Genomic DNA, 14,150 nt, shown 5'->3' with positions numbered 1-14,150 from the left:
CATGGATAAACGAAAGGTCATAACAGCTTACCGCCGAGGTTTTATTACGATGCAGGAATGTGCACAAATTCTAGGGATTGACTCCATGCAGATCTTGGGACTTGTGAACGAGCCGGATAAGCAGGAGAGACCCTTGGGGTTCAAAAAGCAATCGGTGAACGGATAAGCACGCGGCGGCGCAAGCCGCAGGCTATGCGGTGTCCAAGGCTAACGCCTTAGGCAGCGCTTTTTTTTGTTGCTTTCAGCAGAAAAAGGGAGTTTTTATGCCCAAATCGGGTATATTTATTGTCAAACCGGGGTTGCTGTACTATAATGTTACCATTGTTGTACATAAAAGCGCTAAAGCGTGAAGGAACGTGGAAAGACACGGGATAGGATGAAAGGGGACATATTGGTGAGATACTTAACCGCTGGAGAAACACACGGTCCGCAGCTTACGACCATTATTGAAGGATTTCCGAGCAATATTTCGATTGACTTTGAAGAAGTCAATTTTCAATTGGCAAGAAGACAAAAGGGCTATGGCCGCGGCCGGCGCATGCAGATTGAGAAGGATACGGCGAATATTGTCGGCGGCGTTCGCCACGGGAAAACCACAGGGGCGCCCATAGCACTGGTTGTCGAGAACAACGACTGGAAGCACTGGACGTCTGTCATGAACATTGAGCCGATCGAGGGCAGCGACGAAACGAAGCGCCGTGTCAACCGTCCGCGTCCGGGTCATGCCGATTTGAACGGCGGCTTGAAATATAACCAGCGCGACCTGCGCAACATTCTCGAGCGTTCCAGCGCCAGAGAAACGACGATGCGTGTAGCTGTCGGGGCAATGGCTCGTCAGCTGCTGAAGGAATTCGGCATCAAGGTGGCCGGACAAGTAATCCGCATCGGCGAGGTAGAGGTAGAGCGCAAGGAGCTGCCGATTGATGAGCTGATTCGCGTAACCGAGGAGTCTCCGGTGCGTGTAACCGATAAAGCGGCGGAAGAAAAAATGATTGCAGCGATCGATGCGGCGAAGGAAGACGGAGATACGCTTGGCGGTGTCATCGAATGTATCATTGAAGGCGTACCAGTAGGTCTCGGCAGCCACGTACAGTGGGACCGCAAGCTGGACGGCCGGATCGCTCAAGCGGTGCTCTCCATTCAAGCGTTTAAGGGTGTGGAGTTCGGCATCGGGTTCGAAGCGGCCAAGCGCAGGGGCTCCCAGGTGCATGACGAAATTATGCATGACGAGCAGCGCGGCTTCTATCGCGCATCCAACCGTGCGGGCGGCTTCGAAGGCGGGATGACGACAGGGGAGCCTATCGTGGTCCGCGCGGTGATGAAGCCGATCTCCACGCTGTACAAGGCGCTGCAGAGCGTGGATATCGATACGAAAGAACAGTTCACGGCACAAGTGGAACGCTCCGATGCATGTGCGGTGCCTGCGGCGGGCGTTATCTTGGAAAATGTGGTCGCATGGGAGGTTGCCCGCGCGTTCATGGAAAAGTTCGGCGGCGATTCCTTAGAGGAAACCCGCAGAAATTATGAGGGCTTCTTGACGCAAGTAAAGAGCTATTGATGGGTGGGGAACCGCTGATGATAAAGGAATTGACAGTTGATCTGGGCGCTCGGTCGTATCCGATCTATATCGGTGAAGGTCTCATCGACAATATCGGGCCGTACTTCGAAAAGCACGGAATAAGCAAAGCTTCCCCGTTATTAATCGTAACGGATGCTCAAGTGGCGGCGCATCACTTGTCCAAAGTGGAGACCGGACTGCAGAAGTCCGGCTTCCGTACGGCCACTTATATAGCCGAAGCTGGGGAACAGTCGAAGTCGTTGTCCGTGCTGGAGCAAATCGTCGGCGTCGCTCTTGAAGCGGGGCTGGACCGCAAGTCGACGGTCGTTGCGCTGGGCGGCGGTGTCGTAGGTGATTTGGCGGGCTTCGTAGCCGCCTCCTACATGCGCGGAGTTCGGTTCGTTCAGGTGCCTACGACGATCCTTGCTCATGACAGCAGTGTCGGCGGTAAGGTGGCGGTGAACCATCCGCTCGCCAAAAATATTATCGGTGCGTTTCATCAGCCGGAGATGGTTCTCTATGATACTGCTACTTTACAGACGCTGCCTGATCGCGAGGTTCGCGCCGGGCTTTCGGAGATGGTCAAGCACGGCTTGATCTGGGATGCCTCGTTTACGGACTGGTGTGAGGCCAATGCGCTTAAGCTGGTCGGTTTGGATCCGGAAGCCTTACAATATGGCTTATACGTGGGCTGCAGCGTGAAAGCGGCGGTTGTTTCCCAGGATGAGCGGGAGAACGATTTGCGAGCGATTCTCAACCTGGGGCATACGATCGGGCACGCGCTTGAAGCGGTTGCCGGCTATGGCGAGCTGCTCCACGGAGAAGCGATCTCCATCGGTATGGTAGGTTCTGCGAAGTTATCCCTTCGCTTGGGCCATCCGGAGTACATTTACGAGAAAACCAAACGCGTATTGAAGGCGGTCGGTCTTCCGACGAAACTTCCGGAGCACCTGGATACGGACGAAATCATGCGCGCTATGATGCATGACAAGAAGTTCCAAGAAGGGCAAATGACGTTTATCATTCCAACCGACATCGGGAAGGTTGAAATCAACAAGAACGTACCTGCGCAATGGGTTCGCGAGGTCGTAGAACAACTAAAACGGGAGGACTGACACATGTACGTACGGGGAATTCGCGGTGCTACTACAGTTGTGAATAATGAAAAGAACGAAATTTTATCCGCAACCACGGAGCTGCTTCATCAAATTATTGCAGAGAACGAGATCGTTCCGGAGGATATCGCCAGTGTCTTCGTTACCGTTACTCAGGATCTGACGGCGACGTTCCCGGCCATGGCCATTCGCCAAATGCCGGGCTGGGATCTTGTTCCTCTTATGTGCTCGCTGGAAATCCCGGTTGAGGGCAGTCTCCCGCTCTGTATTCGCCTCATGGTTATGGTGAACACGGAGAAGAGTCAGGCGGAAATGCAGCACGTGTATTTAAAAGATGCGATGCGCCTGCGTCCCGACTTATCGAAATTGACAAGTGCATAAGTCAGATAGTATAGTATAGATAACTGCTGATTGTGGAGCACAGTCAGTGAGCCGAGCTGAGAAGAGTGAAGACGAGTAGAGTTGAGCCGAGTTTGATTGTTAGGATCCGTTATCGGAAGGTTTCCTTGAGGGTGTAAGGGTTAGGATTATGCAATTATATGTATTCCTTTTAGCCCCTCACGGCATATTTTACCATACCTTTCATAACCATTATTTCCTATCGGCTAATTAACGCCTCTACTTTGCGGTAGAGGCTTTTTGTTTTTCACGAATATGAGGCTAAGTCAAAGAAGAGACGAGAAGAGGAGAGATGACGATGTACACACCGGAAGCCAAAGAAGTGATTCGCCTGGCCAGAGAGTATAACCTAATCCCGGTTGTTCGCCATTTGCTGGCGGATACGGAAACGCCGATTCGCGTGTTTCAGCAGTTTTATCAGGAAAAACGAGCTTTTCTGCTGGAGAGCGTTGAGGGCGGGGTAAAGTGGGCTCGTTACTCCTTCATCGGTACGGATCCTTTCCTGCTGCTGGAGACGAAGAACGGGGTTACAAGAATGGAAGGACCGGAAGGGACGAAGGAGTCCTCCGAGAAGCCGCTTGAGGTGCTCAAGGCTTTGCTAAGGCATTATAAGAGTCCTTCTTTGCCGGATTTGCCTCGTTTCACAGGAGGGGCCGTCGGATTCTTCGGTTACGATCTGCTGCAGTATTATGAGAAGCTTCCGAAGCACCGCCAGGATGATCTGCAGATGAATGACCTCCAATTCATGTTCTGCGATCAGGTCATCGTATTCGACCACTTCAAACAACAGCTGAAGGTGATTGCGAACGTGCACATCCCACCGCAAGGGACGGATGCCGACATCCTCGCTGCTTATGAAGCCACATGTGCGAAGATCGATGCCACCATCGAAAGGCTGAAAAAGCCGCTGCCGGTCGCCTCCCACAATCCGGTTCCCGATGATGTGGAGCTTGGCGAGGTGAAATCCAACCTGACGAAGGAGCAATTCATCGCCAATGTGAATGCAGCCAAAGAATATATTCGCGCCGGCGACATTTTTCAGGTGGTGCTATCCCAACGCTTCGAAATCGAGACGGAGGTGCAGCCCCTGCAAGTATACCGCATTCTTCGCACGCTCAATCCTTCGCCTTACATGTACTGCTTGAAGATGGACGATGAAGTCATTGTAGGTACTTCCCCGGAGCTGCTTGTCCGCGTCGAGGACGAGAAGGTAGAGACAAGACCGATCGCCGGTACACGTCCGCGCGGCCGTACCACGGAGGAGGATCTTGCGCTGGAGCAGGAGCTGCTGGCTGACGAGAAGGAGCGGGCAGAGCACCTGATGCTGGTGGATCTCGGACGCAACGACATCGGGCGCGTCAGCGAATTTGGTACGGTGAAGTGCGATACGTTCATGCAGATCGAGCGATACTCGCACGTAATGCACATCGTCTCGAACGTAACAGGCAAGATAGCTAAGGATAAGGACTTTTTCGATGCGTTCATCTCCTGTTTGCCGGCGGGTACGGTTTCGGGCGCTCCGAAGCTTCGGGCGATGGAAATCATTGCGGAGCTGGAGAACGAAGCCCGCGGAGCTTATGCCGGGGCAATCGGATATCTTGGCTTCTCCGGCAACCTCGATACGTGCATTACGATCCGGACGATTATTTTCAAAGGCGGAAAAGCCTATGTGCAGGCTGGTGCGGGGATCGTATGGGATTCCGTGCCTGAGAACGAGTATCAGGAAACGGTAAACAAGGCCAAAGGCATGCTGAAGGCGATTCGCATGGCGGAGGCGGTATTTACACCTAAGAAACCGGCCTATGCGCTGATCAATCACGATTATTATCAATAGGATTGATTTACTCATTACATGGGGGGCGAGGAAATGGAACAGGTAGTACAACCGTTAACCGTACAGCAAGCCATTCAAAAAATTGTCAGCATGCAGCACCTGACGCGTGATGAAGCACGTGAGGTGATGTCGAACATTATGGAGGGCGGGGCGACGCCTTCCCAGATCGGCGGATTGCTCACCGCGCTTCGCATGAAGGGCGAAACGATAGAGGAAATTACCGGATTCGCCGAAACGATGCGCGCCAAGTCCAATCGGGTACTGACGGAGCAAAGCAACCTTCTGGATACGTGCGGTACCGGTGGGGACGGAGCGGATACGTTCAATATCTCTACAACCTCCGCTATCGTTGCGGCAGCCGGAGGGATTCGAGTTGCGAAGCATGGCAACCGGGCGATGTCGAGCCGCAGCGGCAGCGCGGACGTGCTGGAGGCTCTCGGTGTGAACATTCAGCTGAATCAAGAGCAGGCGGCCCGCTGCCTGGAGCAGGTAGGCATCTGCTTCATGTTCGCTCAGCTGTACCACCAATCGATGAAGCACGTAGCGGTGCCTCGCAGGGAGCTTGGCGTGCGTACGGTGTTTAATTTGCTGGGCCCGCTTACGAATCCGGCCGGGGCGGATCGCCAGGTGCTGGGAATCTTCGACCGGAGCAAGACGGAGACGATGGCATGGGTGATGCAGGCGTTGAATGTAAAGCAGGCTTTGGTTGTTGCAAGTCTAGACGGCTTGGATGAGATCAGTATCTCGGCGCCTACTCAAGTGACGGAGCTGAAAGAAGGCCACATTCAAACCTATGAAATTACGCCTGAGCAGCTGGGGCTGAAAACGTACAGCCTGAAGGAAGTGGTCGGAGGGGACGCGGTCCATAACGCGCAGATCATCCGCAGCATTTTTGCCGGGGAAAAGGGAGCTTGCCGCGACGTCGTGCTTGCTAACGCGGGCGCATGCTTCTATGTGACGGGGCTTAGCGGCTCGTTGCAGGAGGGTGTACAGCGAGCGGCGCAGGTGATCGACAGCGGCCTTGCGCTGCAAAAGCTGGAGCAGTTAGTCCAATGTACAGGAGATATGAGCCATGTTTCTTGATAAAATTGTAGCAACGAAGCAGCAGGAGGTTGCCCTACTGAAAGAAAAGGTAACCATCGGGGAGATGGAGAAGCAGATTGCATCGCTTTCCCCCTGTCTTGGCTTTGAAAGAGCCTTGACTGCAGGGCGCAAGCGCCCCATGGGTTTGATTGCAGAGGTGAAGAAGGCTTCACCGTCCAAGGGACTGATTCGTGAGGATTTTGAGCCGGTAGGCCTGGCCAAGGCGTACGAAGCGGCAGGGGCGGACTGCATTTCCGTTCTGACCGATGTACAGTACTTTCAGGGCAGCAACGATTATTTGACCCAGGTCCGAAAATCCGTCGGACTCCCGCTGCTTCGGAAGGATTTTACGATTGATGCGCATCAGATTTATGAAGCGCGCGTCATCGGCGCGGATGCCATTCTGCTTATCGCAGCGATCCTCACTACCGCTCAGATGAAGGAGTTCAGCCAAATTGCTTCCTCCATCGGTCTGGATACATTGATCGAGGTACACGACAAGGAAGAATTGGATAGGGTGCTGGAGCTCCATCCGACACTCGTCGGCATTAACAACCGGAACCTGAAGACATTCGTGACGGATCTCAAAACGACCGAGGAGCTTACCCGCCATATTCCGAAGGGCGTGACTGTAGTGAGCGAAAGCGGCATCTCCAAGGCTGAGGAGATCGGTTATTTGCAATCCATCGGAGCTCAAGCCGTTCTGGTGGGCGAGCATTTCATGCGTCAGCCGGATGTAACCGAGGCGGTAAACGATCTCTTGGGCAGCCGCACGGACGCTGTAAAGGAGTAGCCACATCATGCCAAGTGTGAAAATATGCGGGCTGCAGACGGCCGATATGGTACGATCGGTCGCTTCGCTTCCCGTCGACCATATCGGGTTCCTCTTTGCCCGAAGCAAGCGCCAGGTATCAGTGGAGCAAGCGTCGGAGCTTCTACGTGTACTACGGGAGACGGGGAAATCCGGAAAGCCTGAGGCGGTGGGGGTGTTCGTGAACCCGGCGATAGAGGAGCTTCAAGCGATTATGACGGCTGCCCCTTTGGATATCATTCAGCTGCACGGGCAGGAAAGTCCGGAGTTTTGCCGTGCGGTGAAGGAAGCTTTCCCCGGCGCGAAAGTGCTGAAGGTTTGGTCGCTTGCCGGCCAATCGGAGTCCTCCCTAACGAAGGAGCAGGTGAGCGCTCAGCTCGAACCGTTTCAGCCCTATATTGACGGAGTGCTGCTGGATACGTTGGATCCGGTATATGGCGGAGGCTCAGGGAAAACCTTTGCGTGGGATTCGATACCGCCTTATCAGGCATGGTGCCGGGAAGCGGGGATTCCGCTGCTGGTTGCAGGGGGACTTCATCCGGAGAATGTGCAGGACCTGCTGCATACGTATGGTCCTGACGGGGTTGATGTTTCAAGCGGAGTGGAGACGGACGGAACCAAAGATATTCATAAAATTCGCAGTTTCGTAGAAAGGGTGAAGGCCAATGTTTAACGGACCGGATGAGCAAGGACGATTCGGGAAGTTCGGCGGACGTTATGTTCCCGAGACGCTTATGAACGCATTGATCGAGCTGGAAGAGGCATATAAAAAATATTTGAAGGACGAAAGATTCCAGCAGGAGCTCCATTACTGGCTGCACCGTTACTCCGGAAGACCGACGTCTCTCTATTACGCAGGACGTTTAACCGAGCATTTGGGCGGAGCGAAAATTTATTTGAAGCGCGAGGACCTCAACCACACCGGCGCACACAAAATCAATAACGCACTAGGTCAAGGCTTGCTCGCCAAGTGGATGGGGAAGAAAAAAATCATCGCGGAAACCGGCGCAGGACAGCACGGTGTAGCTACCGCAACGGTCGCAGCTCTGCTGGGCTTTGAATGCAAGGTATTCATGGGCGAGGAGGACACAAAGCGCCAGCAGCTCAATGTGTTCCGGATGAACCTGCTCGGCACCGAGGTAGTGCCCGTAACCTCCGGCACCCGGACGCTTAAGGATGCATGTAACGAAACGCTCCGCTACTGGGTCAGCCATGTGGAAGACACGTACTATATTTTGGGCTCGGCTACAGGTCCGCACCCTTACCCGATGATGGTTCGCGACTTCCAGCGCATTATCGGCGACGAATCCCGCAAGCAAATTTTGGAGCTGGAGGGCCGGCTGCCTCATGCCGTTGTAGCGGCGATTGGCGGAGGCTCGAACGCGATCGGTATGTTTTATCCGTTCGTGAATGACGAGAAGGTGCGTTTGATCGGTGTTGAGGCGGCAGGTAAAGGTGTGGAAACGGAAGAGCATGCCGCCACGATGACCAAGGGAAGCCACGGGGTATTCCAAGGCTCGATGAGCTACCTGCTGCAGGATGAGTACGGACAAGTACAAGAGGCTCATTCGATCTCGGCCGGGCTGGATTATCCCGGCGTCGGACCGGAGCACTCGTATCTGAAGGATACAGGCCGTGCAGAATACGTACCGATTACCGATAAGGAAGCATTGGATGCACTGCAGCTGCTCAGCCGCACGGAAGGCATCATTCCGGCACTCGAGAGCGCTCACGCAATCGCTCAAACGCTGAAGCTTGCTCCTACGATGAATAAGGATGAGATCATTGTAGTCAGCCTTTCGGGCCGCGGAGATAAAGACGTCGAGGCAATCATGAAATATTTGGGGGGGAATTCGAATGAATCGCATTGATCAAAAATTCGCCGAGCTGCGGGAGAAGCGGCAAACGGCATTCATTCCCTTTTTGACCATTGGTGATCCCGACGTTCGCACATCCATCGATATTATCAAGGAGCTGGAGAAGGGCGGAGCCAGCATTGTAGAGCTTGGAGTTCCGTATTCCGACCCGCTTGCCGACGGTCCGGTGATCCAGCGTTCCTCCGGCCGTGCTTTGAAATCGAACCGGATCTCCATCCTAGATGTGATTCATGCGGCGAAGCAGGCAAGAGAGGAAGGCTGCGAGCTGCCTTTTGTCCTGTTCACCTATTACAATCCGGTGCTGCAAATGGGGCTTGATCGTATTTTCCCTATCCTAAAGGAAAATGAAATCAGCGGACTCATCATTCCCGACCTGCCAATGGAGGAGGACCAGGAGGTTCGCGAGCTGGCAGAGAAGCATGGGCTTCATCTGATTCCGCTTGTAGCTCCTACCTCTAACGAGCGAATTCAGCGGATCGTCTCCCGTGCGTCGGGCTTCGTGTATTGTGTCTCTTCCCTGGGGGTTACGGGGACAAGAAGCGAATTCCACAGCGGGGTGGATGAGTTCCTGAAGACGGTAAAAAATGCAACGGATCTGCCGATCGCCATCGGTTTCGGGATTTCGAATCGGGAGCAGGTCCTTCGGTTTACAGAGACCTGTGACGGCATCGTTGTGGGCAGCGCGCTGGTCCGACAAGTGGAGGAAGTGCTTCCGCTCCTTGCTTCGGAGCAAACAAAGTCGCAGGGACTCTTGCAAATTCGCAATTTTGTGAGAGAATTAGTGGGAGAGTAATAGCACTTTTCCATTTTCCTATACGTAGAGAGGTGACCGGCTATGCAGCCTAAGAAAAATATTGTTCATTTACCGGTTTATCAACCGGGCAAGCCGATGGATGAAGTCAAGCGGGAGCTTGGATTGACGGAAGTTATTAAGCTTGCCTCCAACGAGAATCCGTTCGGCAGCTCGCCGAAGGCGAAGGAGGCCATCGTGGCGATGGTCGACCAAGCAAGCATTTATCCGGACGGCGGGGCTGTTGAGCTGACAACGGCGCTTGCCGCGCACTTTGGCGTGCAAAACAATCAAATCATTTTCGGTGCAGGGTCGGACGAAATTATTCTAATGATCGCCCGCGCTTATCTGGAGCCGGGCAATGAAACGATTACGGCTACTCCGACATTCCCTCAGTATAAACACAATGCGGAAATCGAAGGAGCTGTCATCATTGAGGTTCCGGTTGACGCGAACGGCAAGCACGATCTTGATGCGATGCTGTCGAAAGTTACGGATCGGACGAAGGTGATATGGCTTTGCAACCCGAACAATCCGACAGGCACCATGAACACCGAGCAGGAAGTTCGCAAGTTTCTGGATGCGGTGCCGAAGCATGTACTGGTAGTCCTCGATGAGGCCTATGCCGAGTACAATGTAAGCGGCCAGTATCCCGACAGTATTGCCATGCTCAAGGAGTACGACAACATTATCGTGCTGCGCACCTTCTCCAAAATTTTCGGTCTGGCATCACTGCGGATCGGTTATGGCATCGGGCATCCGGATGTGATTCGCTCCGTCAATCAGGTTCGCGAGCCGTTCAATACGACCAGCTTTGCACAGAAGGCGGCATTGGCTTCTATCCAGGACTCCCAATTTATCGAGAAGTGCCGCGAAGCGAACGCCAAGGGCATTAAGCAAATTACCGCCCGGTTCGATGAGATGGGGCTTGACTACTTCGATGCTCACGGCAACTTCATCATGGTGGACGTAAAGCGCTCCGGTAAGGCAGTTTTCGAGGCGTTACTGCGTAAAGGGATTATTATCCGACACGATGCAGGCTGGGGCTATCCGACAAAAATCCGCGTTACGGTCGGCAGCGAGGAGCAGAACGAGAAGTTCCTGTCCGCGCTTAGCGAAGTGCTGAGTGAAGTGGCCGTGTCCTCATGACCAAAATTGCGATATTCGGCGTAGGCTTGATCGGAGGCTCGCTCGCCTTGTGCTTCAAAGGGAAGCCGGGGGTGACGGTCGTCGGCCATTCGAACAATCCTGCGTCCGTAGAAAAATATATGAAGCGGGGAGTGGTGGATTATGCCACCACCTCGTTGGAGGAAGCCGCAGCCGATGCGGACTTTCTTTTTGTCTGTGTGCCGGTAGGGAACCTGGAGGAGTATTTGCAAAAGCTGACCCGGCTGCCCCTGAAGCCCGGCTGCATCATTACCGATGTAGGCAGCACGAAAGCATCCGTAGCTGCGTACGCGGCAGGATTAGAGCTGAGAGACGTGCATTTTATCGGCGGACATCCGATGGCGGGCAAGGAAAAGTCGGGAGTGGAGGCGGCCACCTCACTTCTGTTCGAGAACGCCTTCTATGTTCTGACACCGGAAGAAAATACACCGGCGGAGGCGTATGATCGGCTGGTGGAGCTTCTCAGCTGGACGAAGGCGCATATCGTTAAGCTCGACGCGAAATCACATGATACGATTGTCGGGGCCATCAGCCATTTGCCCCACGTCATTGCCGTTGCCTTGGTGAACCAAATCGCCAATTACAACCGCTCGAACGATCTGTATCAGCTGCTCGCCGCAGGCGGCTTCCGGGATATTACCCGCATCGCCTCCAGCGATCCGATCATCTGGCGTGACATCCTGATCAATAATAAAGATGTGATGTTAAAGCTGCTCTCCGATTGGAATCTGGAGATTGCTCGATTTATCGAGTTGATTCAGACGGAGAACGGTGAAGCGATTCAGGAGGAGTTCCGTCTGGCGGGAAGCTTCCGGAATAACTTGCCGGAGCGGCGTAAAGGCGTTATCCATTCCTTCTACGATATTTATGTGGATGTACCGGACCATCCGGGGGTCATCGGTCAAATTACGATGCTCCTGGGCAACCACAAGGTCAATCTGAGCAATATTCAAATTATTGAAAGCAGGGAAGATGTGCCGGGAGTGCTCCGTCTTTCTTTTGGGGAAGAAGAGCACATGGACAAAGCGCTCGAGCTGCTGAAGAAGGATTACACGGTTCACGTGTAATCTTTTTTTTAAATTTATAGGTAACCGTTTTCAAAAAAACCATTGACAGATTGTAAACGGATACATATAATAAAAGTACAGTATGGTTTCTCTCCACTCCTATCCGAATAATGGCACTATGTGCAACCACCTGAAATTCAGGTGGTCTTTTTTTTGTGATAGTTGTTTACTCTCTCGCATTACATATATAGGGGGGGCATCTGTTCCTTCTCATGAGCATCCTCTAGTAGGATTGCACACCTTTTTTTGGTAATTTCTCTGAAAGATGTCGGAAAAGCAGGATTTTTGACTATGTGCAACGAATCTTACACTAGAGTCCATTTATTCTAAATATTTTTTAAAATGATACCGCAACTTTTCTACTCCCCTAACAGTAAAATTAGTAACGTCACTGGGAGTAAGCAGGAATCACAAGGAGGGTCGCAAGTAATGACCGATTCCCAGTTGATCAGAGAGATCAAGGACGGCAACGTTCAGCTCTACGACGAATTGATGCGCCGATATGAACGCAAAATATTGGCTTTTATATATCACATGCTGAAAAGCTCGCAGATGGAGTCGCTGGCCGAAGACCTCTGCAACGAGACCTTCTACAAGGCGTATCGCAGTCTTCATTCGTTTCGAGAGGTGGAAGCGACGTTCTCGACTTGGCTGTACACCATTGCGCGCAATACGGTGTTAAGCGAGCTGCGCAAGCATAGGAGCATTAAGGTTTCCTTGGAGGAAAGCGGCCATACGCCGCAAACATCGTTAGATACGCTGCCGGAGCAAACCGTGCTTCGCAACGAGAAGGTGTTAATGGTCAGGGATGCGATCAACAATTTGCCCGAGAAGCAAAGATCCGCGTTGATTCTGCGTGAATACGACCAGCTCGATTATCAGGAAATCGCGAATATATTAGGGCAAACCGTAAGTTCGGTCAAATCGTTATTGTTTCGAGCCAGAGCCAGTGTAAAGCTGCAGCTTGAGCCGTACTTTGTGGAACCGATCTTGGAGGAGTACGAGGGGATGAACCGGAGATGAAATGCGAGGATATTCAAGAATTGTTCGCCGAATATTGGGATTTGAATGAGCGTGATCTGAAGCGGCAGGCCGTGGACGAGCACATCAAGCATTGTGCACAATGTGCCGAGGAATTCGAAATGTGGCGGGAAAGCGAGGATCTGATCAAATCGGTAACGGAAACGATGGGAACAGAGCGTCAAGCGCCGGTCATTTCAGAGAGCGTGATGAAGCGTATTTATCAAGACGAGTCCTGGAGAGTTCCGGTAGGCGACAAGCTGTACCATTTCTCCTACAAAATGCGCAGAAACGTTACTGCGGTCGTTGCCTTCTGCCTGACCTTGTTCATTTTTACGTTTGTTTTTTCGGCAGCCGGAGGCTTTTCGTCGGATACCGTAGCAAGCCAGCAATCGTCCGTCTTCGGACGGCTTGGGGAGCCTGTCGTGATCGCTGGAAGCAGCGGGGATTCGATGAATGTGCACTCCATGCCGACGGCGGTGGCCAGTCTCAAGGGTTTCAACGAGCCGTTTATGTATAAAGTAGGACCTATTCAGACCGTGAAGGATTACATGATGTTTTTGTCGCTGCTCGGTCTAACCTGCACCTTGCTCATTATGAACTGGCTTTCGCGAACACGCTCGTAACGATGGGCGGTTGACCCCTTGCGGAGGGGTTTTTCTTTTTTTAGCCTACTTATCCTTTAAGAATAGGAGCAAAGTCCATGATTCAGCTCGGATTGATTCGTCACGGTACAACGGAATGGAATTTGGAAGGCAGAATGCAGGGACAAATGGACACGCCGCTGGCCGAGGTGGGCAGGGTTCAAGCCAAGCTGCTTGCGAATCGGTTGAAGTACGAAGCGTGGGATGGGATCATTGCCAGCGATTTGATGCGAGCCCATGAAACCGCGCTAACGATTGAGAAGATCACAGGCGTTCCTTTATTAGGCGTTGACGCCCGTCTTCGGGAACGAGCCTTCGGTCAGCTGGAAGGGACTACGGTTCAGGACAGGATAGCCAAATGGGGAGAAGACTGGCGCGAGCGGGAGCACGAGCTCGGTCTGGAAAGCGATGATTCCCTGCTGCAGCGATGGGATTCGTTCGTTAGCGAAACAGAGCAGGTCCATCCAGGCAAAAAACTGCTGATTGTCAGCCATGGGGGATACATTGTACCGGTGATTACCCGTATCCTGCAGGGTCCCCTGGAGGAGCATCTGAACAATACTTCCCTAACGGTTCTCCATCGCAACGAGAAGCAATGGGATATTCATTTGCTTAACTGTACCTTGCATTTAAATGAACTAAGCACATAAATTTCGCTTTGTAAACGTCTGTTACCCGGAAATCCGGCACAGACGTTTTTTTCATTTTCTCGTGAAATACCGTTTAAAACCGGAACATTTTCCCATAATGGGTAGTAAGAACAACCTTTCAAGAAAGGAGAACGC

General features: G+C 52.7%; 15 protein-coding genes. All 15 read left to right on the top strand.

Annotated features, from left to right (window positions below):
• Window position 1 precedes the first annotated feature (1 nt).
• Entirely contained in the window at window positions 2-166 is a 165-nt protein-coding gene (locus RAC89_RS02720; protein WP_284640224.1) for a hypothetical protein, read from the top strand.
• A 228-nt stretch (window positions 167-394) separates the two neighbouring features.
• Window positions 395-1,558, top strand: coding sequence for a chorismate synthase (gene aroC / locus RAC89_RS02715; RefSeq protein WP_306611594.1), 1,164 nt, complete (start codon window positions 395-397; stop codon window positions 1,556-1,558).
• 17 nt (window positions 1,559-1,575) lie between these two features.
• Entirely contained in the window at window positions 1,576-2,673 is a 1,098-nt protein-coding gene (gene aroB / locus RAC89_RS02710; RefSeq protein ID WP_306611592.1) for a 3-dehydroquinate synthase, read from the top strand.
• 3 nt (window positions 2,674-2,676) lie between these two features.
• Entirely contained in the window at window positions 2,677-3,054 is a 378-nt protein-coding gene (aroH, locus tag RAC89_RS02705; RefSeq protein ID WP_284640220.1) for a chorismate mutase, read from the top strand.
• A gap of 316 nt (window positions 3,055-3,370) precedes the next feature.
• Window positions 3,371-4,906: an anthranilate synthase component I gene (gene trpE / locus RAC89_RS02700; protein ID WP_306611590.1), complete on the top strand. Its 1,536-nt coding sequence runs from the start codon at window positions 3,371-3,373 to the stop codon at window positions 4,904-4,906.
• Window positions 4,907-4,939: 33 nt separating this feature from the next.
• A complete protein-coding gene (gene trpD, locus RAC89_RS02695) occupies window positions 4,940-5,989 on the top strand; it encodes an anthranilate phosphoribosyltransferase (RefSeq protein WP_284640216.1) in 1,050 nt (349 codons plus the stop codon).
• Window positions 5,979-6,782, top strand: a complete 804-nt coding sequence (gene trpC / locus RAC89_RS02690; protein WP_306611587.1) for an indole-3-glycerol phosphate synthase TrpC — start codon at window positions 5,979-5,981, stop codon at window positions 6,780-6,782. The genes trpD and trpC overlap by 11 nt, the downstream gene beginning before the upstream one ends.
• A gap of 7 nt (window positions 6,783-6,789) precedes the next feature.
• On the top strand, window positions 6,790-7,473 hold the full coding sequence (locus RAC89_RS02685) for a phosphoribosylanthranilate isomerase (protein ID WP_306611585.1): 684 nt from the start codon (window positions 6,790-6,792) through the stop codon (window positions 7,471-7,473).
• The gene (gene trpB, locus RAC89_RS02680; RefSeq protein ID WP_306611583.1) at window positions 7,466-8,671 is read left to right on the top strand and encodes a tryptophan synthase subunit beta; all 1,206 of its coding nucleotides are present in this window, start codon (window positions 7,466-7,468) and stop codon (window positions 8,669-8,671) included. Before RAC89_RS02685 ends, trpB begins: the two co-directional genes overlap by 8 nt.
• Window positions 8,658-9,470, top strand: coding sequence for a tryptophan synthase subunit alpha (trpA, locus tag RAC89_RS02675; protein WP_306611581.1), 813 nt, complete (start codon window positions 8,658-8,660; stop codon window positions 9,468-9,470). The genes trpB and trpA overlap by 14 nt, the downstream gene beginning before the upstream one ends.
• A gap of 42 nt (window positions 9,471-9,512) precedes the next feature.
• Window positions 9,513-10,616, top strand: a complete 1,104-nt coding sequence (hisC, locus tag RAC89_RS02670) for a histidinol-phosphate transaminase (protein ID WP_306611579.1) — start codon at window positions 9,513-9,515, stop codon at window positions 10,614-10,616.
• Window positions 10,613-11,701 (top strand): prephenate dehydrogenase, encoded by a 1,089-nt coding sequence (locus RAC89_RS02665; RefSeq protein WP_306611577.1) that lies wholly within the window; start codon window positions 10,613-10,615, stop codon window positions 11,699-11,701. The genes hisC and RAC89_RS02665 overlap by 4 nt, the downstream gene beginning before the upstream one ends.
• A gap of 429 nt (window positions 11,702-12,130) precedes the next feature.
• Window positions 12,131-12,724 (top strand): RNA polymerase sigma factor, encoded by a 594-nt coding sequence (locus RAC89_RS02660; RefSeq protein ID WP_284640203.1) that lies wholly within the window; start codon window positions 12,131-12,133, stop codon window positions 12,722-12,724.
• Window positions 12,721-13,347 carry an anti-sigma factor family protein gene (locus RAC89_RS02655; RefSeq protein ID WP_306611574.1) on the top strand — a complete coding sequence of 209 codons (627 nt, stop codon included), beginning with the start codon at window positions 12,721-12,723 and terminating at the stop codon, window positions 13,345-13,347. Before RAC89_RS02660 ends, RAC89_RS02655 begins: the two co-directional genes overlap by 4 nt.
• 77 nt (window positions 13,348-13,424) lie before the next feature.
• Window positions 13,425-14,015: a histidine phosphatase family protein gene (locus RAC89_RS02650; protein WP_306611572.1), complete on the top strand. Its 591-nt coding sequence runs from the start codon at window positions 13,425-13,427 to the stop codon at window positions 14,013-14,015.
• The last annotated feature ends 135 nt before the right edge of the window (window positions 14,016-14,150 follow it).

The organism is Paenibacillus sp. GD4, from assembly GCF_030846225.1.
GTDB lineage: Bacteria > Bacillota > Bacilli > Paenibacillales > NBRC-103111 > Paenibacillus_G > Paenibacillus_G silviterrae.
This window is presented reverse-complemented; position numbering and strand designations above follow the sequence as displayed.

Excerpts from the sequence above, each read along its gene's own strand:
- RAC89_RS02655 (WP_306611574.1), top strand. The coding sequence starts at position 12,721 with ATGAAATGCGAGGATATTCAAGAATTGTTCGCCGAATATTGGGATTTG.
- aroB (WP_306611592.1), top strand. The coding sequence starts at position 1,576 with ATGATAAAGGAATTGACAGTTGATCTGGGCGCTCGGTCGTATCCGATC.
- RAC89_RS02665 (WP_306611577.1), top strand. The coding sequence starts at position 10,613 with ATGACCAAAATTGCGATATTCGGCGTAGGCTTGATCGGAGGCTCGCTC.
- trpD (WP_284640216.1), top strand. The coding sequence starts at position 4,940 with ATGGAACAGGTAGTACAACCGTTAACCGTACAGCAAGCCATTCAAAAA.
- trpC (WP_306611587.1), top strand. The coding sequence starts at position 5,979 with ATGTTTCTTGATAAAATTGTAGCAACGAAGCAGCAGGAGGTTGCCCTA.
- aroH (WP_284640220.1), top strand. The coding sequence starts at position 2,677 with ATGTACGTACGGGGAATTCGCGGTGCTACTACAGTTGTGAATAATGAA.
- RAC89_RS02685 (WP_306611585.1), top strand. The coding sequence starts at position 6,790 with ATGCCAAGTGTGAAAATATGCGGGCTGCAGACGGCCGATATGGTACGA.
- RAC89_RS02720 (WP_284640224.1), top strand. The coding sequence starts at position 2 with ATGGATAAACGAAAGGTCATAACAGCTTACCGCCGAGGTTTTATTACG.
- hisC (WP_306611579.1), top strand. The coding sequence starts at position 9,513 with ATGCAGCCTAAGAAAAATATTGTTCATTTACCGGTTTATCAACCGGGC.
- trpE (WP_306611590.1), top strand. The coding sequence starts at position 3,371 with ATGTACACACCGGAAGCCAAAGAAGTGATTCGCCTGGCCAGAGAGTAT.
- RAC89_RS02660 (WP_284640203.1), top strand. The coding sequence starts at position 12,131 with ATGACCGATTCCCAGTTGATCAGAGAGATCAAGGACGGCAACGTTCAG.
- RAC89_RS02650 (WP_306611572.1), top strand. The coding sequence starts at position 13,425 with ATGATTCAGCTCGGATTGATTCGTCACGGTACAACGGAATGGAATTTG.
- trpA (WP_306611581.1), top strand. The coding sequence starts at position 8,658 with ATGAATCGCATTGATCAAAAATTCGCCGAGCTGCGGGAGAAGCGGCAA.
- trpB (WP_306611583.1), top strand. The coding sequence starts at position 7,466 with ATGTTTAACGGACCGGATGAGCAAGGACGATTCGGGAAGTTCGGCGGA.